16 protein-coding genes are annotated in these 20,251 nt (G+C 62.5%); 6 read left to right on the forward strand and 10 right to left on the reverse strand.

The annotated features are described in order from the left end of the window. Window positions 1-4 precede the first annotated feature (4 nt). Window positions 5-1,417: a deoxyribodipyrimidine photo-lyase gene (gene phrB / locus HW452_RS13810; RefSeq protein ID WP_224106699.1), complete on the reverse strand. Its 1,413-nt coding sequence runs from the start codon at window positions 1,415-1,417 to the stop codon at window positions 5-7. A gap of 47 nt (window positions 1,418-1,464) precedes the next feature. Next, a complete protein-coding gene (locus tag HW452_RS13815) occupies window positions 1,465-2,385 on the reverse strand; it encodes a MerR family transcriptional regulator (RefSeq protein ID WP_224106700.1) in 921 nt (306 codons plus the stop codon). A gap of 391 nt (window positions 2,386-2,776) precedes the next feature. Here HW452_RS13815 and HW452_RS13820 point away from each other — a divergent pair, with 391 nt between their 5' ends. Then, entirely contained in the window at window positions 2,777-3,679 is a 903-nt protein-coding gene (locus tag HW452_RS13820; protein WP_224106701.1) for a TIGR01777 family oxidoreductase, read from the forward strand. 15 nt (window positions 3,680-3,694) lie between these two features. On the opposite strand, the gene rapA is transcribed toward HW452_RS13820, so the two are convergent. Both rapA and HW452_RS13830 read right to left on the reverse strand, forming a co-directional pair. Beyond that, window positions 3,695-6,640, reverse strand: a complete 2,946-nt coding sequence (gene rapA / locus HW452_RS13825; protein WP_224106702.1) for an RNA polymerase-associated protein RapA — start codon at window positions 6,638-6,640, stop codon at window positions 3,695-3,697. Between the two features lie 114 nt (window positions 6,641-6,754). Further along, window positions 6,755-7,558 carry a prolipoprotein diacylglyceryl transferase family protein gene (locus HW452_RS13830; RefSeq protein ID WP_224106703.1) on the reverse strand — a complete coding sequence of 268 codons (804 nt, stop codon included), beginning with the start codon at window positions 7,556-7,558 and terminating at the stop codon, window positions 6,755-6,757. A gap of 66 nt (window positions 7,559-7,624) precedes the next feature. Between HW452_RS13830 and HW452_RS13835 the strand changes: the two genes are divergently transcribed. From HW452_RS13835 to HW452_RS13845, 3 genes are all read left to right on the forward strand, one after another. Continuing rightward, on the forward strand, window positions 7,625-7,861 hold the full coding sequence (locus HW452_RS13835) for a hypothetical protein (protein WP_224106704.1): 237 nt from the start codon (window positions 7,625-7,627) through the stop codon (window positions 7,859-7,861). Next, a complete protein-coding gene (locus tag HW452_RS13840; protein WP_224106705.1) occupies window positions 7,854-9,413 on the forward strand; it encodes a phospholipase D family protein in 1,560 nt (519 codons plus the stop codon). Before HW452_RS13835 ends, HW452_RS13840 begins: the two co-directional genes overlap by 8 nt. Window positions 9,414-9,532: 119 nt before the next feature. Further along, a complete protein-coding gene (locus HW452_RS13845) occupies window positions 9,533-10,744 on the forward strand; it encodes an ABC transporter substrate-binding protein (protein ID WP_224106706.1) in 1,212 nt (403 codons plus the stop codon). An 80-nt stretch (window positions 10,745-10,824) separates the two neighbouring features. Here the strand turns inward: HW452_RS13845 and HW452_RS13850 are convergent, their stop codons facing one another. The 6 genes from HW452_RS13850 to typA form a co-directional block, all read right to left on the reverse strand. Then, complete coding sequence (locus HW452_RS13850; RefSeq protein ID WP_224106707.1) at window positions 10,825-12,135, reverse strand: branched-chain amino acid ABC transporter permease; 1,311 nt, start codon at window positions 12,133-12,135, stop codon at window positions 10,825-10,827. After that, window positions 12,135-13,139 (reverse strand): branched-chain amino acid ABC transporter permease, encoded by a 1,005-nt coding sequence (locus HW452_RS13855; protein WP_224106708.1) that lies wholly within the window; start codon window positions 13,137-13,139, stop codon window positions 12,135-12,137. The genes HW452_RS13850 and HW452_RS13855 overlap by 1 nt, the downstream gene beginning before the upstream one ends. 16 nt (window positions 13,140-13,155) lie before the next feature. After that, a complete protein-coding gene (locus HW452_RS13860) occupies window positions 13,156-13,899 on the reverse strand; it encodes an ABC transporter ATP-binding protein (RefSeq protein WP_224106709.1) in 744 nt (247 codons plus the stop codon). A 46-nt stretch (window positions 13,900-13,945) separates the two neighbouring features. Continuing rightward, window positions 13,946-14,716: an ABC transporter ATP-binding protein gene (locus tag HW452_RS13865; RefSeq protein ID WP_224106710.1), complete on the reverse strand. Its 771-nt coding sequence runs from the start codon at window positions 14,714-14,716 to the stop codon at window positions 13,946-13,948. Window positions 14,717-14,736: 20 nt separating this feature from the next. Then, window positions 14,737-16,188, reverse strand: a complete 1,452-nt coding sequence (locus tag HW452_RS13870; protein ID WP_224106738.1) for a sodium-dependent transporter — start codon at window positions 16,186-16,188, stop codon at window positions 14,737-14,739. Window positions 16,189-16,432: 244 nt separating this feature from the next. Beyond that, window positions 16,433-18,259, reverse strand: coding sequence for a translational GTPase TypA (typA, locus tag HW452_RS13875; RefSeq protein WP_224106711.1), 1,827 nt, complete (start codon window positions 18,257-18,259; stop codon window positions 16,433-16,435). Window positions 18,260-18,422: 163 nt separating this feature from the next. Between typA and HW452_RS13880 the strand changes: the two genes are divergently transcribed. Both HW452_RS13880 and HW452_RS13885 read left to right on the forward strand, forming a co-directional pair. Then, the gene (locus HW452_RS13880; RefSeq protein WP_224106712.1) at window positions 18,423-19,406 is read left to right on the forward strand and encodes a biotin--[acetyl-CoA-carboxylase] ligase; all 984 of its coding nucleotides are present in this window, start codon (window positions 18,423-18,425) and stop codon (window positions 19,404-19,406) included. Continuing rightward, window positions 19,403-20,242, forward strand: coding sequence for a type III pantothenate kinase (locus HW452_RS13885; RefSeq protein ID WP_224106713.1), 840 nt, complete (start codon window positions 19,403-19,405; stop codon window positions 20,240-20,242). Before HW452_RS13880 ends, HW452_RS13885 begins: the two co-directional genes overlap by 4 nt. Window positions 20,243-20,251 lie beyond the last annotated feature (9 nt).

Below are 20,251 nucleotides of genomic sequence, written 5' to 3' on the forward strand. Positions count from 1 at the left end.
TGTCTTATTTACTCAGCGCCTTGAACGCATCCAGCGCGCGCGCTCGGGCAGCCTTGTGATCCACGATGGGAGCCGGGTAGTCGAGCTGGGTCAGCATGTCCCGAGGCGGCGCGTGGCGCGCCTTGGCGGGTAGCTCGGCAAGCGCCGGCACCCATCTGGCGATAAATTCACCGTCAGGATCGAAACGTTTCGACTGAGTGGTCGGGTTGAAGATACGAAAATAGGGGGCTGAATCCGTCCCGGTGGAGGCGGCCCACTGCCAGCCGCCGTTATTGGCACAGAACTCGCCGTCGACGAGATGGCGCATGAAGAAGGCCTCGCCCCGCCGCCAGTCGATCAACAGGTGCTTGCTCAGGAACATGGCCGTGACCATTCTGAGCCGGTTATGCATCCAGCCCGTTGTCAGCATCTGGCGCATGGCCGCATCCACCAGCGGATACCCCGTACGCCCCTCGCACCAGGCCTTGAAGCCTTCGTCATCCTCGCGCCAGGCAAGCTGCTTGGTGTGTTCCTGAAACGGCTGATGGCGGCATACCTCAGGAAACCCGACCGCCACGTGCTGATAGAATTCACGCCAGATGAGCTCGTTCACCCAAGTGGTCAGCCCCGCATCGCCATCGGCCAGATGGCCGCCGTTTTCGCTCATGACGGCCTGCAGACACTGGCGGTGAGAAATCATGCCCAGTGCCAGGTAGGGTGAGAGCTCGCTGGTGCCGCGTACCCCGGGAAAATCACGCTGGACACTGTAGTGACGGCCGCGAAAGCGTAAAAAACGCGCCAGATGATCGGCTGCCGTCTCTTCGCCCGCCGGCCATTCACGTCTGCCTGCCGGATTGTCATCGAGTGGCGGCAGCTCCGGCAGGGGGTCGCTTTCGACGGGTAGCCGTTTTTGCACCTCGGGAGGATCGCGCAGCTCGAGCTGCTCGGCGCTTATCTGTCTGTGCCACGCCTTGGAAAAGGGTGTGAAGACGCCGTAGTAGCCGCCCTTGCCGGTCAGCAGCGTGCCGGGGGCAAAAGCGACCGCATCATGATAGCCGTGGGCGGCAATGCCTTCTCTCTTGAAGGCATCCAGCACCGCCTGATCGCGGCGGCGTTCGTCGAGCGGGTACTCATGGTTGAAATGCAGCCGCGTAACGTGGTGCTCGCGAGCGATGTCCAGCAATGCCTGAGGCGCTGCGTCAAAACGGTCGATATCACGATGCAGCAGCGGAATGTTGAGTCCGCTCAAGGCGCCCTTGAGGGCGGCTACACCGCGGGCCCAGAAATCGATCTTGGTCGCCCCATGGCCGTGTGACTGCCACTGGGCAATGCTGCGCAGAAAGACAGCAATCACCGGCCCCTTGGCGGCGGCGGCGGCAAGCGCCGTATTGTCATGAATACGCAGGTCGCTTCGCAACCAGACTAGTTGAACGTCCATGTTCTCTCCGCTAATACCAGACTCTGAGCTTGCCTTGGCCTGCAGGCCTACAGCACGCCCGACTCACGCAGCAGCGGCCTGAGACGCGAGATAGCCTGGGGGAGATCGTCTCCCAGGGTATGCACGGGCCCGCTTCGCAGCTCGCTATCGCGCAGTCTGGCAACAGCTCCACATACGCCAAGCGGCACGCTGAGCGCTTCGGCAGCATGAGGCAGCGCCGAATGGATGAAGCTGTCGCTCTCTCGCTGTCCGCTGGTCAACAGGACCATGGAGGAGTGAAGGCGAGCCACGGCCTGCGGCAGGTCTTCAAGCGGCAGAGAGTGATCCAGCATCTGGACACGATACCCCTGTTCGCTGGCCATCAAGGCAACCATCAGTACCCACAGGGGGCCGGGGTCGTCGGGCATGGCGCTAAGCAGTATCAGAGGGCCCCGAGTGGACTGATTGGCGTAGTGCAGGCGGGTACCTACCTGGCTGCGCAAGAAGGTTTCCAGTGTACGACGTACCAGATTATCCGGCTGTATGGCCCACTTGGTTTCCAGCGCCGACAGCACTGGTTGCCACAACTCGTTGACCACGATACTCAGTGGATAAAGTGCAAGGCTCTGGTGATAAAGCATTTCAAGCTTGGCCAGATCGAGTGCTTCGATGACTGCCTGAAGCTGCTGGCGTTGGCTTACCCAATCACCTGAGTCTGGCGTGGGCGCCTCGATGGTTTCAGGCTGGTCCAGCAGATCAACCACCTGGCTGACCGGCACACCGCGGTTGAGCCATTGAAGAATGCGTTCGATACGGGCGATATCGTCCTGAGCGTAAAGACGGTGGCCTTTCGGCGTGCGTTTAGGACGAATCAGACCATAGCGTCGCTCCCAGGCGCGCAGGGTGACCGAGTTCACACCCGTCAAGCGAGAAACTTCCCGGATCGGGTAGAGCGGAGTATCGGGTGGATGGGTCGCCTTGCTACTCATGGGCGCCTTTGCCTCTTGGTTGACTCGAGCTGCATGAAACCAGGCGTCATCAGGACGCCTTGCAGCGAAGTTGTTTCACAATCCATATCGTGTGCCGCTTGAATAAACGTGATTGAAGTACGTCTATCCTAGCTCTATTTGTACAATTTGTCGCTATTCGGTACAACCTTTGGATTTAAAGTCAACCTTATATAAATTTAAAAAATGTTCTAAGTGCGTGATGTTAATGGCACGATTGGTTTAGAAGCCGTTTGTAATCTATGTTGATAAGTTACTCAGGTTCTACAGGAATACTACTAAAGCTACTTCGGGTAAACATGAAGTGCTGACAGTGTATAGGTAGTGTACGCCGTTCTATTTACCTCGTGGCGGCATCGACAGGAGTGACATCATGCGTGTACTGATAACAGGCGGCAGCGGTTTCGTTGGCCGGCGGCTGTGTGAAAAACTGCTGGCGCTCGATCATGCGGTGCAGGTGGTGTCGCGTCATCCGCAAAAGACGCAGGATATCTTGCCCAGGGCCTGCGACATCCGCGACAGCGCGTTGGCGTTCATGGAGGCGCCGCCGCAGGCCATCGTTAACCTGGCCGGTGAATCGATTGCCGGCAAGCGCTGGAGCGAGGCGCAGAAAAAGCGCCTGGTCGAGTCGCGTACCCAGACCACCCACCAACTGGTCGTGCTGTGCGAACAGCTCAAGGCCAGCGGCCAGCCGCTGCCTCGCGTCATGGTCAGCGGCTCTGCCATGGGCTACTACGGTGACCAGGGCAAGCGCGTGGTGACCGAAAGGACGCCACCTCATGATGAGTTTGCCCATCGGCTATGCGCCAGGTGGGAAGCCACCGCCCAGCCGGTCGAAGAGCTGGGCGTGCGGCTGGCGATTCTACGGACAGGGCTGGTGCTGGACAGCGGGGGAGGCACGCTCGAGAAGATGTTGCCTCCGTTCAAGCTGGGCCTGGGCGGACGTTTTGGCAGCGGTAAGCAGTTCATGCCGTGGATCCATCGCGACGACCTGGTGGACGCGATCCTCTTCCTGCTGGAAAACGATGGCCTGAGCGGTGTGTTCAACGGCAGTGCGCCGCACCCGGTGACCAATGCCGAATTTACCCAGGCGCTGGCCAGCCAGCTGCACCGCCCGGCCATTTTCCCGGTCCCTGCCTTTGTCTTGAAGGCAGGTCTCGGAGAGATGTCCCGGCTGCTGCTGACCGGCGCCGACATGCGCCCGGCGCGCCTTGATGAGGCGGGGTTTGAGTTCAGTTACCCCACGCTCGACAAGGCGCTTGCGGCCATTCTCTAATCGGCTGCGTGTGGATCAGGCGTTCGGGTCCACGGTAATGATGACCCGAACGGAATCCAGGCGGAGCCGGGTATTCTCGATCGCCTCGCTCAGCGCGTTGCGCTCTTGCTTGAGCGCTTCCAGCTCCTCGTCGCGTACCGACGGGTTGTGCTCGGCGAGTGCGGTCAGGCGAGCAAGTTCGGCATCCAGCTGGCTGCGCATACGCGTTTCGGCAGCTTCCACGATGCTCGGCAGCTCGCGCTCCGCCTCGCCCTCTCCCTGACTCAGCAGCTCGCGCAGCTGGTCATGACGGCTCTTGATCAGATCACGCGCCAGCGACTTGTTGACCTTTTGCAGGTTCTTGCCCAGGCCGGTGAACGAGATCTTGCTGGTCAGGTTGGCCCCTGACTCATCGAGCAGCACACGCACGGCGGTGGGCGGCAAGAAGCGGTTGAGGTGCAGCGAACGGGGCGCCGGGCAGTGGGTGCGGAACACAAGCTCCGCCATCAGCCGGCCGCTGGGAATGGCGGGGTGGCGCAACAGGGCGAGCGCCGTGTTGCCCATGGTGCCATCCAGCACCCGGCCCATCATTTCACGCAGCAGCGGATGCTCCCAGGAAAGCCTGTGAATATCGTCGCGGGCCAGCGCTTGGGCGCGGCTGTAGGTGGCGGTAAACCCCTCTTCTCCTTTTACCAGCCCCGGCAGGCCATCGAGCATGTGCTGGCTGGGCTGCAGGTGGAAAAGTCCTTGGCCGATCTCCTGGCTATCCACGCCGAATACGTCAAGAGCGCGCTCGACGTAGCGCGGCAACGCGGCATCTTCATCGAGTTCGCGCACCGCCTCGATGACCTCCTGGGCGCGCGCCGGACGGCAGGCGTTCAACTCCAGCAGACGGTTGCGGCCGGCATCACGCTCTGCAAGCTTGGCGGTGAACATCTCCCGCGTTTCTTCGATGATGTCATCCAGCATTTCGTCGTCTAAAAGCGCATCCGCCAGCGCGTCGCCAAAGGCGTCGAACAGGTCGCTTCCGATGCCGTGCGGCGCGCTGAACGCATCCATGCCTTCGTGATACCAGCGCAGCAGGCGCTCACCGGGGCTGCCGGTAAAGGTCGGGGCGTGGAGTTCGATGGCATGCTTCTGGCCGATACGGTCCAGGCGGCCAATGCGCTGCTCCAGCTGATCCGGGTGCTGAGGCATATCGAACATGACCAGATGACGGCAGAACTGGAAGTTGCGCCCCTCCGAGCCGATTTCCGAGCAGACGAGTACCTGAACGCCTTCCTCTTCATCGGCAAAGGCGGCCGCGGCGCGGTCACGCTCCACCAGCGACAGCCCCTCATGGAAGACCGGCGCCTGATAGCCACCCAGCACGCGCAGCCCTTCGGCGATGCCTTCGGCGGTTTCACGGTGGTGGGCAATTACCAGTACCTTGTCGTTGGCAAAGCCGGTGTCGCTGTCGTCGCTGAGTTTATCCAGCAGCCAGTTGACCCGTGGGTCGATATGCCACCAGGCCTCGCCGTTGAGCGGATCATTGCTGAGTTCGCGGTACATGGCGTCCGGGTAGATCAGCACATCCGGATGATCCATGCCGGTCTCGATCAGAAGCTCGTCAAGATAGTCGTCGTCGCGCTCCAGGCGACGTATCACCCGGCGGTAGGCGGAAGGCAGCTCGAGAGGGGCCAGGTGCAAGCGCCGTTCAGGAAAGCCCCCCACGTGGCGGCGGCTGTTGCGAAACATCACTCGACCGGTACCGTGGCGGTCGAGCAGGGCGTCGCGCAGCTGGGAGCGGGCAGCGTCGTGCTGCTCGGCACTGGCCTCGGGGTTGCAGAGGGTCGCCAGCAATGCCTGGCTGTCGCGGTCATCGGCGACGGCCTCGACACGGGCGCGGGCATCCGGCGTGGCGGGCAGTTCATCCAGGGCATCAATGGCGCCGGCCACGGCGGTGTAGTGGCGCTCCTCGTCCTTGAAGCGTTCCAGGTCATGATAGCGCTCGCCGTCGAGCAGGCGCAGGCGGGCAAAGTGGCTTTCAACGCCCATCTGCTCGGGGGTAGCGGTCAATAGCAGCAGGCCGGGTATTTCGGCGGCGAGCTGCTCGATGCACTGATAGCCCGGACCGCTGCCTTCGCTGCTCCAGTCCAGGTGGTGCGCTTCATCCACGATCAGCAGGTCGAAGCGGCTGGCCAGCGCCTGATCCTGACGATGAATGTTGGCAAACAGCCAGCCCTGGCTTGCCAGGACCAGCTGGGCGCTTTCGAACGGGTTGGCGCTGCCGTGGGCCTGGCTCTGATGCTCGTCGAGCAGGCTCACATTGAGCGAGAAGCGGCGCAGCAGTTCCACCAGCCACTGGTGGGTGAGGCTGTCGGGCACCAGGATCAGCGCGCGCTCGACGCGCCCGGCCAGCAGCAGGCGGTGCAGGATCAGCCCGGCTTCGATGGTCTTGCCCAGGCCCACTTCGTCGGCCAGCAGCACCCGAGGCGCGTGACGGCGGGCCACTTCATCGGCGATATACAGCTGGTGGGGGATCAGGTCGATGCGCGGCCCGGCAAAGCCCAGCGCGCTGTGCTGCTCGATGCGCTGAAAGTGGTGCAGGGTGCGAAAGCGCAGGTCGAACCAGTCGTTGCGATCTACCTGGCCGGTCAGCAGCCGGTCGCGGGCCTGGTCGAACTGCATGGTGTCGGCAAGCTTGGCTTCGGGCAGCTCGCGCAGCGCGCCTTCGCTGTCCTCGCCGATATAGGTAATCAGGCCGTTGGCTTCTTTGCTGTCATCAACGATCATCTGCCAGCCGTCGGCAGAGAGCACCCGGTCGCCGCTGCCGAACATTACCCGGGTCAATGGCGCCTGACGGGTGTTATAGGTACGGGTTTCCTGGCTGGCACTGAACAAGATGGTAACGCTACGGGCGTCGCAGTTAAGCACGGTGCCGAGCCCAAGCTCGGCTTCGCCGTCGCTAATCCAGCGCTGGCCGGGAGAAAAATCGCTCATGATGCCTCGGGGAAGTCTACAAAAACGGGTCGTACGCTGCCGAGGCACGCCATCGGCAGCAGTAGGGCGGGGGATTCTAACGCAAAGGCGGCGGGGGATTAAGGAGTATCGCCGTCAATCTTCCAGCCAGCGCTCCAGGTGGGCGCGGGTAAGCTCGCCTACGTGAATATCCAGGGTGTTGCCCTGACCATCGAAGAGTATCGTGGTGGGGAGCCCGGGCGCTTCAAACAGCGCCATCAGCTGCTGGCCTGGATCGCGCAGGGCATGAGTAAAGCTGAGCGCTTCCGCGTCCAGGTAGCGCAGGATGGGCAGAAGATCCTCGCCCTGGTTGATCACGGCAACCGTAACCCCTTCCTGCTCGGCCATCTCTTCAAGCAGCGGCATCTCCCGCCGGCACGGCGGACACCAGGTGGCCCACAGGTTGACCACGATCCGGTCACTGCCCTCGGCAAGCGAAGGCAGGTAGACCTCTTCACCCTCCAGGTTCTCCAGGTCGATCTCGGGTATCCGGCTGATATCAGAAGCACTGCCCAGCGGGGATACCGCCATCAGAACAAGCCATACGCTGGATGCGCTAAGCAGCAGCGCGGTACTGCCGAGCAGCGCAAGAAGATGCTTGCGCAGCGCAAAAGCGCTCCAGAGAAGCCCGGCGAGCAGCCCGCCGATGCCGTGATAGCCCGGCTGCCAGAGCTTGAGCGCCTCTAAGGGAGTGGCGCTGTAGCTTTCCAGGTGGAGGGTGATATGGGCGATACGCGCGCCGATCAGCCAGGCGATGACCAGCCCGGTAAACCAGCGCTGCCGGGTTGTGGAGGGCAGACGTAGCAGGTAACGTGCGGCCAGCCATAGCAAAAGCGCGCAGCCAATGGCGTAAAGCCTGGGTAGTGAAATCAACAGCGGCCCAAGGGCGATGGCATTCATGGTCTTTCCAATAAGCAGGTACACTAGAGACCATATCACGAGCGCTGCCTTTTACGGAGTTTGTCTATGCCTCACCCCGCCTTTGATGTCCTGCGTGCGCTGGCCATTGGCTCCCAGGCTCTCGGCCTGGTCATCATCATCACTCTGGAAACCGTGCTGGGCGATGCCGCAAGGCCCTGGCAGGGGGGCACGCTTGGCTTGATGCTGACCGCGGCTCTGATACTTGCTCTGGTGCGGGTGTATCGCCGCAATCGGTTGCGCAAGCAGCGCGCCGAACGGCTTGGCGACCGCGACCATGCCTAGTGCTCATGAGTGGTCGCGCTGGCTTGGCTGGCTGGCGCTGTGTCTACTGCTGGCTGGTTGCACCCACGCGGTGGTGCGCGAACACCACACGGCCCTTGCCCTGGAGGAGGCCCGGCAGACCTGGCTGGGCGAGCAGGTGGCGCAGGTGCTGGCCACCCAGAACGAGCCGGACGGCTTTGGCATGCTGGCCAACGGCAAGGAGGCCTTTGGGGTACGCGCCGGGCTTATTCAGCAGGCACAGCGCGAGCTGGATATCCAGACCTACCTGCTGGGTGAGGGGCAGACTACCAATCTGGTGCTGGCTCGTCTGCTCAAGGCCGCCGAGGGAGGGGTGCGTGTCCGGCTGCTGGTCGATGACATCGGCGCGGTAGGACAGGGCGAGCGCCTGGCCGCGCTGGCGAGCCATCCCTACATTCACGTACGCGTCTACAACCCGGTGGCGTTCGGCCGCAGCAACCTGGTAACCCGGGTGCTGGCGTCGATCACCAATCCTGCTCAGCAGCACCGGCGCATGCACAACAAGCTCTGGATCGCCGATAACAGTGTGGCGATCGTGGGCGGGCGCAACCTGGGGGATGAGTATTTCGACGCCAACGATGCACGCAATTTTGCCGACCTGGACCTGGTGGCGGTCGGCGAGGTCGTACCGGAGCTCTCCAGAAGCTTCGATCTCTACTGGAATCATGGCCTGGCCCAGCCCATCGAGCGCTATCACCAGGTGGCGGCCAGCGCCTGGCAGGGGCTGCAGGGCGAGCTAGACGAGTGGCTGGAGGATAACGCCGACTCCGCCTACTTTTCTGAGCTGCGCCAGCAATCGCGCGAGGCACCGCCCTGGGAGACGCTCCACTGGGGCAAGGGCCGGGCGCTGTGGGATGCGCCGGGCAAGCTTGCCGAAAGCGGTGCCCCGGACTGGCAGACCACGCTGCTGGGCGACTTGACGGCCAACATGCAGGTCCAGGAGCAACTGACGCTGATTTCCGCCTACTTCGTCCCTACCAAGGATGGCGTCGAGCGCTTGACCCGGCTGGCCGATCAGGGCGTCGAGGTGGAGGTGATCACCAATTCTCTGGAGTCCACTGACGCTGCGGTCGTCCACGGCGCCTATGCGCCCTGGCGGCAAACGCTGCTGGCGCACGGCGTTACGCTCTTCGAGCTGCGCCCCGAGCAGGAGGCGGGCGAGGTCGATGCCGATGCCGAAAACGAGATGCGCGTGCCCGGCGCCTCTGCCTCCGCGCTGCATATCAAGGCCATCCGCGGTGATGATCAGCTGTTTGTCGGCTCTTTCAACGTTGACCCACGCTCGGTGCTGTGGAACAGCGAGGTGGGAGTGCTGGTGGAAAGCGCCACGCTGATGGACGCGTTTGACGAGCTGATGGAGATCGGTCGCGACCCGGCCATCAGCTATCACGTGATACATGATGAGGAAGGCCGCTTGACCTGGGAGCTCGAGCATGACGGCGAGCCTCGGTGGCTGACAGAAGAACCGGGCAGCCTCTGGCGGCATTTCAATGCCTGGGTCAGCCAGGCGTTTCGGCTTGAGCGCTGGCTGTAGAACAGCATCAACGCAGCGTTGGAAGGCTCTGCTTGTGTTTTTGGCGCGGTGGTTCCAGATTAGAGAAGGTTTTCGTGCACGGCACGCAAACGTTTACCTCACTGGGAGCGACGAACAATATGATCAATAAACGCGCACTAGCCACCGCCGTTGCGGCTTCTTCACTGGCCCTGACCGGGGTTGCACAGGCAGAAGAGGTCAAGATTGGCTTTCTGGGTGGTTTTACCGGGGGAATCGAGAGCCTGACACCTCCTATCTTCGAAGGCGCCAAACTGGCCGTTGCCCAGATCAACGAGCAGGGCGGCATTCTGGACGGGCAAACGCTTTCCATGCCCTCCGGCGACACTACCTGCTCCGACGCCTCGGCGGCCTCCAACGCCGCCGACCGTATGGTCAACTCCGAAAACGTCACCGCCATCGTTGGCGCGCTGTGCACCGGCGCGACCATCGCCGCGGCCAACAACGCCGCCATCCCGGGTGGGGTGGTGATGGTCTCGCCGGCCTCCACGGCACCGGCGGTCACCGAGCTCGACGACAACGATCTGGTGTTCCGTACCGTGCCCTCGGACGCCTTCCAGGGCGAAATGCTCGCCAAACTGCTGCTCGATAAGGGCATCGACTACGTGGCCGTCACCTTCGTCAACAACGACTACGGCCAGGGCCTGGCGGACGCCTTTGCCACCGCGTTCGAGGATGGCGGCGGCGAAATCAGCGAAAGCCTCGCCCACGAGGACAACCGCGCCGACTACCGCTCGGAGCTCGGCTCGCTCTCTGCCGGCGGTGCCGATACGCTGGTCGTGCTCGCCTACGCCGACACCTCCGGCCAGACCGTGCTGCGCCAGGCTTACGAGAGCGGCATGTTCACCCAGTACGTGGGTGCCGACGGCATGGTCGGCGACAGCCTGGTCGAGGCGATCGGCGCCGACGTGCTCGACGGCATGATCGCCACCCGCCCGGGAAGCCCGGAGCTGCCCGGCACGTCGATCTTCAACGACGCCGCCGAAGCGGCGGGCTTCGACCCGAGCGCCGTGTTTGCAGCGCAAGCCTACGACGCCGCCTTCCTGCTGGCGCTGGCCATCGAGCAAAACGGTAGCGCCGAGCGCGAAGGACTAAGTGAGGCGCTTCGAAGCGTGGCAAGCGAGCCGGGCGAAGTGATCCTGCCCGGCGAGTGGGAGAAGGCCGTGGAGCTGATCGCCGCCGGCACCGAGATCAACTACGAAGGCGCCTCCGGCTCCCACGAGTTCGATGACAACGGCGACGTGCCCGGCGTGGTGGTGGAAATGGCGGTGGAAGACGGCCGCTTCGTCACCAGGGGCCAGCTCGACTTGTAACCGCTGACGTTTCCCGCGGTATCAAAAACGCCCCAAGCCACTGGCTTGGGGCGTTTTGTTTGTAAAAGCGCGCACGGCGGCTAGCCGTGACTCTTGATGTTCTCCGGTAAAAGCCCCCTGGGCGCGAAGCGCAGCACGATGGTGATCAGCATGCCGATCACCAGTACCCGGGCCTGCAGGGCGCGGCTTTCCAGGTTGGTCGGCATCTGCCAGCCCGCGCCTTCACCCAGGCTTGCCACCAGCTGCATGATGAAAAGCGCCAGCGGCTCGGACATGATCCAGATGATGTAGACCGCCACGGCGCCGAAGAGCGTGCCCAGGTTGTTGCCCGGCCCGCCGAGGATCACCATCACCAGCACCAGGAAGGTGTGGTTCAGCGGCAGATACCCCTGAGGGTCGAAGAGGCTGTTGAAGGTGCCGAGCACGCCGCCGCCGAGCCCCATCAGAATGCAGCCAAGCACGAAGATCTCCAGGCGGCGCTTGTTGATGTCCTTGCCCATGGCGGCGGCGGAGACTTCGTTGTCGCGAATGGCGCGGATCATCCGCCCCCAGGGGGCGTGGTAGGCGCGGTGCAGCAAAAAGAAGATGACGGCGATGATCACCGCGGTCAGCGACAGGTAGATCGCCCGCGAGAGCGTGAAGCCGAGCGCCGACGGCCCGGGCGTCGGCCAGGGCAGCGGCGAGACGGTGGCGGTGCCCCGGGTCAGCCAGTCGGAGTTTTTCAAAAAGGCCTTGATGATCTCGGCGATGCCCAGCGTTGCGATCGCCAGATAGTCGCTTCGAAGCCCCAGGCAAATATGGCCGATGAAGTAGCCCACCCCGCCGGCCAGTGCGCCGCCGACGATCCAGCCCGTCCAGGGCGGAAGCCCGAAACCGCCGACGAAGCCCGCACGGGATTGGATCTCGCTGGTCACCTCGCGCAGCATGCTGATGACGACGAGATAAAGCACCACCGCCAGCGCCACGGCGAGCACGGTACGCAGCAGTTTGGGCATGCCGAAGCGGTCGAGCTTGCTCACGCCGATGACCAGCACGATGGCGGCCAGCCCGTAAAGCAGAACGCGGCCAAGCTCCCCGGGCAGCTCGGTACCCCAGAAGGCATCGTTGACCGGCACGCTGAAGAGCATCGCGCAGAAGCCGCCGAGCGCCACGAAGCCCATGACGCCGGCGTTGAACTGCCCGGCGTAGCCCCACTGAATGGTCAGGCCCAGGGCCAGAATGGCGTAGCAGGCCGCCTCGACCAGCATGCGCGTGCTGTAGGCTGCGCCCATGATGGCGTAGACGCCGAGCACGGCGACGAGCAGCGCGGCGAACAGCACCACTTCGCGCACCGGAAAGCGCCGCGTCACGGTCGAGTCAACAGGCGTATAGGAAGGATGTCGATTGTTCATTAGATCACCTTGCCCTTGAACAGGCCCGTGGGGCGCCAGACCAGAATGGCCACCAGGATGAAAAACGGCACCACGATCTTGTACTCGGTGCCCACGAAGGCGAGATTCGACGGAAGCTCCAGCCAGGCCGGGAAACTATCCTGGAAGGGACGCAGCAGCACGTTCCAGTTGAATACCGCGAGCGTCTCGGCAAAGCCCACCACGAAGCCGCCGGCGATCGCCCCGTAGGGGTGACCCACCCCGCCCACAATCGCGGCGGCGAAGATCGGCAGCAGCAGAAAGAAGCTCAGGTCCGGCTTGAAGGTGACGTCTAGCGACAGGAGCGTGCCGGCGATGGCGGCCAGGCCCCCGGCGATCACCCAGGTCACCGCGACGATGGTGTTGGTGTTGATGCCCGAGGCCTGGGCGAGCTCCGGGTTATCGGACATGGCGCGCATCGCCTTGCCCAGGCGCGAGCGGTTCAGAAACAGCGCCAGCGCCACTACGCAGACGATGGTGATCACGAACAGATAGAGCTGCGGCTCGGTGACCACGATCGGCGCCCGCGCCCCTTCGAAGGGCAGGGCGATACGCAGGATCTCCTTGCGATCGTCGACGTAGAGGCTTTGGCCGCTGGTGCCGGCGAACAGGCGAATCAGCCCCTGGAGCATCAGCGTCACACCGAGTGAGCCGATCACCAGAACGATGGGCTTCACCCCGTGCGCGCGCAGCGGCTTGTAGAACGCCTTGTCGATGCCCACGGCCAGAAGCGCGGTCAGAAGCATCGCAAGCGGCAGCATGATGAGCGCGGTCGGCACGCCGATGGCCGGGCCCAGCGCGGGAAAGGCGGTGGTGAGCAGAAGCACCATGAAGGCGCCGAAGGTCATCATGTCCGCGTGGGCGAAGTGGGCAAAGCGCATGATGCTGAAGATCAGCGTCACGCCGATCGCGCCGATGGCGTAGATCGAGCCGGTGACGCTACCGGCGATCAGGACGTTGTTGATGAAAAAGACCAGTTCGTTCACGAATTTCTCCCCCGGGCTAGCCGCCCAAAAAGCTTCTGGCGACGTCCGGGTCGGCGAGAAGCGCAGCCCCGGTATCGGTGAAACGGTTCTGGCCGGCGGCCAGCACGAAGCCCTTGTCGGCGATGGCCAGCGCCTGCTTGGCGTTCTGTTCGACCATCAGGATGCCGACGCCGGCGGCGTTGATCTTCTTCACCCGATCGAATATCTCGTTCATGTAGAGCGGCGAGAGCCCGGCGGTCGGCTCGTCGAGCAGCAACAGCGTGGGTTCGGCCATCAGGGCGCGGCCCATGGCCACCATCTGGCGCTGCCCGCCGGAGAGCTCGCCGGCGGGTTGACGGCGTTTGTCCCTGAGCGGCGGAAAGAACTCATACACCTGCTCGAGCATGCGCTTGACGTTCTGCGGCTTCAGGAAGGCGCCCATCTCCAGGTTCTCCTTTACCGTCAGGCTCGGGAAGACGTTTTTTTCCTGGGGCACGAAGCCCATGCCGCGCTTGACCAGCTGGTTGGGGGCCAGGTTCTGGATCGGCTCGCCGCTGAGCAGGATCTCGCCCTGGTTGACGTTCAAGAGGCCGAAGACCGCTTTCAGCATGGTGGACTTGCCGGCGCCGTTGGGGCCGACGATCACGCCGACCTCGTCGGCATGCAGAGTCATGTCGACCCCGTTCAGGATGTTCATGCTGCCGTAGCCGCCGTGCACGCCGCGCGCGCTCAGAAGCGGCGGGGCGTTCGAAGGCGATGGGGGTGACGCATCGTGGGACATGGTCGGAAAGTCTCGAAAGGTTGGGTATTGTTGTAATCACTGCGCCTCAAGCGGCGTCGCTACCGAAGTAGGCCTCGATCACCTCGGGGTTTTGCTGGATCTCATCGATCGAGCCCTCGACCATGACGCTGCCCTGGGCGAGCACGATGACCGGGTCGCAAAGCCTTGCGATCATCTCCATGTCGTGTTCGATGACCAGGAAGGTGTAGCCCATTTCGCGGTTGAGCCGCTCGATGTTGCCCATCAGATCGCCCAGAAGCGTGCGGTTGACTCCGGCGGCGATCTCGTCGAGCAGCACCACGCGGGCGTCGGTCATCATGGTGCGGCCAAGCTCCAGAAGCTTCTTCTGGCCACCGGAGAGATTGCCGGCGAGCTCGTTTCTCACGTGGTGCAGGCCCACAAACTCGATCACCTCCAGCGCCCGGCGGCGCACCTCCTCTTCCTCCCGGCGCACGAGCCCCGGCTTGAACCAGGTGTTGAAAAGACGCTCACCGGCCTGGTTCGGCGGTACCATCATCAGGTTCTCCAGCGCGCTCATCTGGCTGAACTCGTGGGCGATCTGGAAGGTGCGCAAGAGCCCCTGGTGAAAGCGCGCATCGGCGGAAAGCGTCGTGATCTCCTCGCCGTCGAGCAGGATGCGACCGCTGTCCGGGACGAGGTTGCCGGCAATGAGGTTGAAAAGCGTCGACTTGCCCGCCCCGTTGGGGCCGATCATGCCGGTGATGGAGCCTTTCTCGACGCTGATCGAGCAGTCGTTGATGACGTGGAGCCCGCCAAAGGCCTTGTTGACGTGCTGTACTTCGATAATGGGAGTCATCGCGTCCTCGCGCTTCATGGCTATTGTTGTATTGGTTGGCGACGTCTGGCCAACTGGCGTTGGCCCAGGGCAAACAGGCCGACGAACAGCGCCGCACCAGCGGCCGGTAGCCAATATCCCTCTACGCCGGGAAGCGTACGCAGAAACACGAAAGCGACCGCCGCCGGGCTTATAAAGCGCACCAGAAACCGCCATGTGGCAAACCAGGCCGTGCTGGTGTCGAGTTCTTTTCTGACTTCCGTCTGGGTCAGGGCCCAGCCTGCAAAGAGGGCAATCATAAGCCCACCCAGAGGCATGAAGACATTGGTCAAAAGCTCAATAAGCTCGAAGGCGCTGCGTTTGAACAGCGCATGGAAGATCGTGCCTTCGGCCCAGCTATTGAAGCTGACGACCGTTAAAAGCCCCATGGCCCAGGCGGCAACGACCATGACGGCCACTGCTTGAGGGCGGGTCATGTCAAAGCGCTCGACCAGATAGGCGGCTACCGGCTCGATCAGTGAAATGGCCGAGCTGATGGCCGCGCCCAACACTAGAATGAAGAAGGCTCCGCCAATCAGTGCGCCCATGGGCATGTCGGCAAAGGCAAGCGGCAGGGTAATGAACATCAGCCCCGGCCCCTGGTTGATATCAAGCCCTGCGCCAAACACCAGCGCGAAGATGGCAAGGCCGGCCACCATGGCAACGGCGGTATCGATGAAGGCGATGGCAATGGCGGTGCGGGTCAGCGAGGTTTCGCTGGTCATGTAGGCGCCGTAGGCCATAATGGCGCCCATGCCGAGGCTCAGGGTGAAAAACGACTGGCCCATGGCCTGAAGCCACCCTTCGATGCTCAGGTCAGCCACGTTGAAGGTAAACAGAAAGCCTGCCGCTGCGGCGATATCGCCATTGACCACGCTGTAGCCCAGCACTACCAGCAGGATCACGAACAGGGCGGGCATCATGATACGCAGCCCTGATTCAAGTCCTTTGTGAATGCCCATGCCGACGATGATGCCTGAGCAGCCGATGAACAGGGTGTGATAGAGCGTCATCAGGGCGGGGGAGGCGAGCAGAGCGGTAAAGCCCTCGCCGATGGCTTGCGCATCCGCCTCGAGCAGCGAACCGGTAAACATCAGCCAGATGTAGTGAATGGCCCAGCCGGCGATGACCGAGTAGAAGCTCAGAATCAGGAAAGCGGACAAGGCGCCCAGCCAGCCAATCGACTCCCAGGCACGAAAGGTGCGATGCGTTCTGGTCAAATGACGCATGCCCATGATCGGGCTGCGGCGGCTGGTGCGGCCCAGCATGGTTTCGGCAATCAGAATGGGGATGCCGACGGCAAAGATGGTCAGCGCGTAGACCAGAATGAAGGCCCCGCCGCCGTTCTCGCCGATCAGGTAAGGGAAGCGCCATAGGTTGCCAAGCCCCACCGCAGAGCCGACGGCGGCGAGCAGGAAGGTGCCTTTATGGGTCCAGACGTTATGGCCGCTCATGTGATCGGTGTCCATGTACGGGTGGCTGGACGCTTGATCCAGGCACTAAGGTGAGCTGAGGCAGCATGTCGCTCTTGAGCTGTCAGACCTACTTTGCGTCAGAAAGCGTCCGCTTTCCAGCACCCTACCGTTTAGGCTGCGTTAACGCAGCGAATTTATCTCCCTTGAAAGCAGTAAACGCAAAACGCCCCTTGAGCCGAAGGCTTCAAGGGGCGTTGTCAAGCGCTCGGGCTATTGCGTGCGCTTATTTCTTGCCGGCGCGCTTGCGCTCGTTCTCTTTCAAGAGCTTTTTACGCAGACGGATGAAGTTGGGAGTCACTTCCACCAGCTCATCGGAGTCCAGGAATTCGATCGCCTGCTCGAGGGTGAACTTCACCGGCGGGGTCAGCACGATATTCTCGTCGTTGCCCGAGGCGCGCATGTTGTCGAGCTTCTTGCCCTTGGTCGGGTTGACGACCAGGTCATTGGCGCGGCTGTGGATGCCGATCAGCATGCCTTCGTACACTTCCGTGCCGTGGTCGACGATCAGCTTGCCACGCTCCTGCAGGGTGTAGAGTGCATAGGCCAGTGCCTTGCCGTCGACCATGGACACCATGACGCCGTTACGACGCTCGATGGACGCGTCAGGCTTGAGCGGCCCGTAGTGGTCAAAGCGGCTGGTCAGAATGCCGGTGCCGGACGTCAGGGTCAAAAACTGGCCGCGGAAGCCGATCAGGCCTCGTGCCGGAATGATGAAGTCCAGACGCACACGCCCCTTGCCATCCGGGTTCATGTTGGTCATTTCGCCCTTGCGGTAGCCAAGCTCTTCCATGATCGAGCCTTGATGCTGCTCTTCACAGTCGATGATGACTTCTTCGTAGGGCTCCTGCTTCACGCCGTCGATCTCTTTGATGATGACCTCGGGGCGGCCGACGGCCAGCTCGAAGCCTTCACGACGCATGGTTTCGATAAGCACCGACAGGTGAAGCTCACCGCGTCCGGATACCTTGAACTTCTCGGGGGTTTCGCCTTGTTCGACGCGCAGGGCCACGTTGTGGATCAGTTCCTGATCCAGGCGATCCTTGATATTGCGGCTGGTCACGAACTTGCCGTCTTTACCGGCGAACGGCGAATCGTTGACCTGGAAGGTCATGGAAACGGTCGGCTCGTCCACGGTGAGTGGCGGCAGCGCTTCGACGGCGCTCGAGTCACACAGCGTATCGGAAATCGCCAGGTCCTCGATACCGGTAATGCAGACGATGTCACCGGCAGTGGCTTCGTCGGTCTGCACGCGCTCGAGGCCCATGTGGGTCATCACCTGGCCGACCTTGCCTTTGCGGGTCGCGCCTTCCTTGGTGACCACCGTGATCTGCTGGTTGGGCTTGACCGAGCCGCGCTTGATACGACCCAGGCCGATGACGCCAACGTAGCTGTTGTAGTCCAGCGCCGAGATCTGCATCTGGAAGGGGCCATCGACTTCGACCTTGGGCGGCTCGACGATATCCACGATGGCCTGGAACATCGGGTCCATGTTCTCGGAAAGCTCGTCCGGGTCCATGCCGGCAATGCCGTTGAGCGCCGAGCAGTAGATGATCGGGAAGTCGAGCTGCTCGTCGGTGGCGCCCAGGTTGTCGAACAGATCGAAGATCTGGTCGATGACCCAGTCAGGCCGCGCGCCGGGGCGGTCGATCTTGTTGACCACGACGATGGGCTTCAGGCCCTGGGAAAAGGCCTTTTGCGTCACGAAGCGGGTTTGCGGCATCGGGCCGTCAACCGCATCGACCAGCAGCAGCACCGAGTCCACCATGGACATGACGCGTTCGACTTCACCGCCGAAGTCAGCGTGCCCAGGTGTGTCGACGATATTGATGTGGTAGCCCGTACCATTGCCATCTTGCCACTGAATGGCCGTGTTTTTGGCCAGGATGGTAATGCCGCGTTCCTTCTCCTGGTCATTGGAGTCCATGATCCGCTCTTGGCCTTCGGCCTTGCGGTCTAGTGTGCCTGATTGACTTAACAGCTTGTCTACCAAGGTAGTTTTGCCGTGGTCAACGTGGGCGATGATGGCAATGTTACGAAGATTCTCGATCACGACGCGATCCTGCTGGAAAAATAGGGCGGCATTATAGGGTCTGGGAGTAGTCGACTACCAGCGCTGTCTTAAATAAAGGCGCGAGTCAATAACCCGAAGGCGGCAGTTTTCGCCTCTGCGCTGCATCCGTTAAGATAGGCGTTTTCCCAGTTGGGGCAAGTACATGACCATCGGTAACCTGATGCGTTTGTTGAGCGATGGCGAGGTTCACTCCGGTGAGCAATTGGGTGAAGCGCTAGGCGTTTCCCGGGCAGCCGTGTGGAAACAGTTAAAGAAATTGGAAGCGCTCGGTGTGGAACTGGTGGCCGTCAAGGGCCGGGGGTACCGGCTGGCCCGGCGTCTGGAGCCGCTGGAGGGTGCCAGGATCGTCGAGCGCCTGCCTGCCCAAGCGCGTCATTTGCTGGCACGGCTGTTCGTTGAAGACCAGCTGCCGTCCAGCAACGAGTACCTGCGTCAGCGCTTCAACCAGGCGGCCGGCCACGGCGAAGTCTGTCTTGTCGAGCTGCAGACTGCCGGGCGCGGTCGGCGCGGTCGGGTATGGACTACCCCCTGGGGGCAGAGTCTGATGATGTCGCTGGGGTGGCGCTTCGAATCCGGCGTGACCGTTCTCGAAGGGCTGAGCCTGGCCGTGGGCGTGGTGGTCTCCCAGGTGCTGGAACAGCACGGTGCGGCGCCCCGACTCAAATGGCCCAACGACATTCTGCTGGCTGACGCCGACAATGAGCTGGGCAAGCTTGCCGGTATCCTGATCGAGGTGACCGGCGATGCCGCCGGGCCGTGTGAAGTGGTGATCGGCATGGGCATGAACCTGTCGCTGAGCGAAACCCAGCGTGCCGCTATCGACCAGCCAGTGGCCGCCCTGTTCGATGTACATGCAGGACTCTCGCGCAACCAGCTGGCAGCCGACATGGTCGCCGGGCTCTTGAGCATGCTGGCCGAGTTCGAGCAGGCAGGCTTTGCCGCCTGGCGTGACGAATGGAATGCGCGCCACGCCTATGCCGGATTGCCCGTGCGTATTATTCAAGGGGAGCGCGCAAGCGATGCGATCGCAGGCGACGTGGATGAAAGCGGTAACCTGTGGGTTACTGAAAACGGTCACTCGCAGCGCTTGGCGGGCGGTGAGATCAGCGTACGCAGGCGCTTATGATTCTGGATCTGGATATCGGCAATACCTTGTCGAAGTGGCGACTCAAGGATGCCGAAAGTAGCGAGATACGCTCGCGCGGCGCAGTGTGGACGCGTGAAGAGTGGCGCCCCGGCGCGGATATTCCCGATCTCGACGTGGTCGAGGCGGTGCGTATCTCGAGCGTGGCCCGGGCGGCGGTGCTGGATGAAACCGTGACTCTGTTGCGCCGTCAGGTGCGTCAGGTGTTTGTAGCCCATTCGCAGCCCGAAGCGTTGGGTGTCGTCAATGGCTACGACGAGCCGGGGCGCCTGGGAGTCGATCGCTGGATGGGGGCGCTTGCCGGCTACCAGCTGGCCGGAGGGTGCTGCGCGGTCGATTGCGGCAGCGCTATTACCATCGATTTCGTGCTGCCGGGCGGTGTCCATCTTGGTGGCTTCATCATCCCCGGGCTGCGCCTGATGAAAGAGAGCTTGAAGCTGGGCACGCGTAACGTGGCCATTGACCCTGAAAGCGAGGCGGATGCGCTGCTGGAGCCTGGCCGTCGAACGGTCGATGCTGTCAATCATGGCATCTACATGGCGGCGGTCAGTGCCATCAACCGTATCTACAGCGAAGTTTGCGACCAGCAGGGTATCTCGCTGCCCATGCTGCTGACCGGGGGGGATGCACGCGTCGTTTCCAGAGGGGTGCAGGTGCCCCATGCCGTGTGGCCGGATATGGTGTATGGTGGGCTTGAAGCCAGCTTTCCGCTCACCTTTGCCGAGCGAGCGGGCAAGATGTCCGGTGCACCGCGGGTACCTGAGCCGGTATCACTAGAAAAAATTCGCGCAGCGCTTGCATTCTCCATGCTGCTTTGACAGAATGCA

It is taken from the genome of Vreelandella aquamarina (genome assembly GCF_020075495.1).
GTDB lineage: Bacteria > Pseudomonadota > Gammaproteobacteria > Pseudomonadales > Halomonadaceae > Vreelandella > Vreelandella aquamarina_A.

Coding starts and splice junctions, on each gene's coding strand:
- phrB (WP_224106699.1), bottom strand. CDS start 1,417: ATGGACGTTCAACTAGTCTGGTTGCGAAGCGACCTGCGTATTCATGAC.
- HW452_RS13815 (WP_224106700.1), bottom strand. CDS start 2,385: ATGAGTAGCAAGGCGACCCATCCACCCGATACTCCGCTCTACCCGATC.
- HW452_RS13820 (WP_224106701.1), top strand. CDS start 2,777: ATGCGTGTACTGATAACAGGCGGCAGCGGTTTCGTTGGCCGGCGGCTG.
- rapA (WP_224106702.1), bottom strand. CDS start 6,640: ATGAGCGATTTTTCTCCCGGCCAGCGCTGGATTAGCGACGGCGAAGCC.
- HW452_RS13830 (WP_224106703.1), bottom strand. CDS start 7,558: ATGAATGCCATCGCCCTTGGGCCGCTGTTGATTTCACTACCCAGGCTT.
- HW452_RS13835 (WP_224106704.1), top strand. CDS start 7,625: ATGCCTCACCCCGCCTTTGATGTCCTGCGTGCGCTGGCCATTGGCTCC.
- HW452_RS13840 (WP_224106705.1), top strand. CDS start 7,854: ATGCCTAGTGCTCATGAGTGGTCGCGCTGGCTTGGCTGGCTGGCGCTG.
- HW452_RS13845 (WP_224106706.1), top strand. CDS start 9,533: ATGATCAATAAACGCGCACTAGCCACCGCCGTTGCGGCTTCTTCACTG.
- HW452_RS13850 (WP_224106707.1), bottom strand. CDS start 12,135: ATGAACAATCGACATCCTTCCTATACGCCTGTTGACTCGACCGTGACG.
- HW452_RS13860 (WP_224106709.1), bottom strand. CDS start 13,899: ATGTCCCACGATGCGTCACCCCCATCGCCTTCGAACGCCCCGCCGCTT.
- HW452_RS13865 (WP_224106710.1), bottom strand. CDS start 14,716: ATGACTCCCATTATCGAAGTACAGCACGTCAACAAGGCCTTTGGCGGG.
- HW452_RS13870 (WP_224106738.1), bottom strand. CDS start 16,188: ATGAGCGGCCATAACGTCTGGACCCATAAAGGCACCTTCCTGCTCGCC.
- HW452_RS13880 (WP_224106712.1), top strand. CDS start 18,423: ATGACCATCGGTAACCTGATGCGTTTGTTGAGCGATGGCGAGGTTCAC.
- HW452_RS13885 (WP_224106713.1), top strand. CDS start 19,403: ATGATTCTGGATCTGGATATCGGCAATACCTTGTCGAAGTGGCGACTC.